Genomic DNA, 638 nt, shown 5'->3' with positions numbered 1-638 from the left:
ATTCGCCCGAAAGAACCGCGCGTGGTATCCGCCGTGTGCGATTACGGCATACAGGTGCCGGCGGCGATACAGGCGGGCAATATCTTTGCGCTACAATTTCACCCCGAAAAGTCTGGGCAAAGCGGGCTTGCCGTGCTGAAAAACTTTATCGACCTGCCGGCTGAAAAAGGCGCGTTATGCTGAAGAAACGAATCGTCATCTGCCTCGACGTGAAAGACAGGCGGACGACGAAGGGTATCAAGTTCCAGAACAACATCGATATCGGCGACCCAGTCGAAATGGCGGCGGAATACTATCAACAGGGCGTCGACGAGCTCGTATTTTATGATATTATGGCGTCCGCTCGTGGGCGTGGTCCAATCCTTGACCTGATTGCGCGCGTCGCCTCTCAGGTATTCATTCCGTTTTGCGTCGGAGGCGGAATCGCTACGCTCGACGATATCCGTTCCACGATTCTTGCGGGCGCGGAGAAAATCAGCCTGAACTCGCAGGCGGTGAAAAACCCGCGTCTGATTACGGACGGGAAACGGATATTTGGCAGTCAGTGCATAGTGCTGGGCATAGACGCGAAAAGAGACAGCGCTATGCCGTCGGGTTACCGCGTGTTTATCAACGGCGGGCGCGTTCCGACGGAACTT

The 638-nt window shown here is 55.5% G+C and carries 2 protein-coding genes; both read left to right on the top strand.

Features of this window, described 5'->3' with window-relative positions:
* The coding region (locus AWU74_RS07290) for a glutamine amidotransferase-related protein (RefSeq protein ID WP_438816368.1) at positions 1 to 183 on the top strand (183 nt) is incomplete at its 5' end.
* A partial coding sequence (gene hisF / locus AWU74_RS07285) for an imidazole glycerol phosphate synthase subunit HisF (RefSeq protein WP_238580238.1) occupies positions 177 to 638 on the top strand: 462 nt, incomplete at its 3' end. The genes AWU74_RS07290 and hisF, both read left to right, overlap by 7 nt.

Source organism: Treponema endosymbiont of Eucomonympha sp. (genome assembly GCF_001028545.1).
Note: the sequence above shows the minus strand (reverse complement) of the source record. Positions and strands in the feature narration are given on the sequence as shown.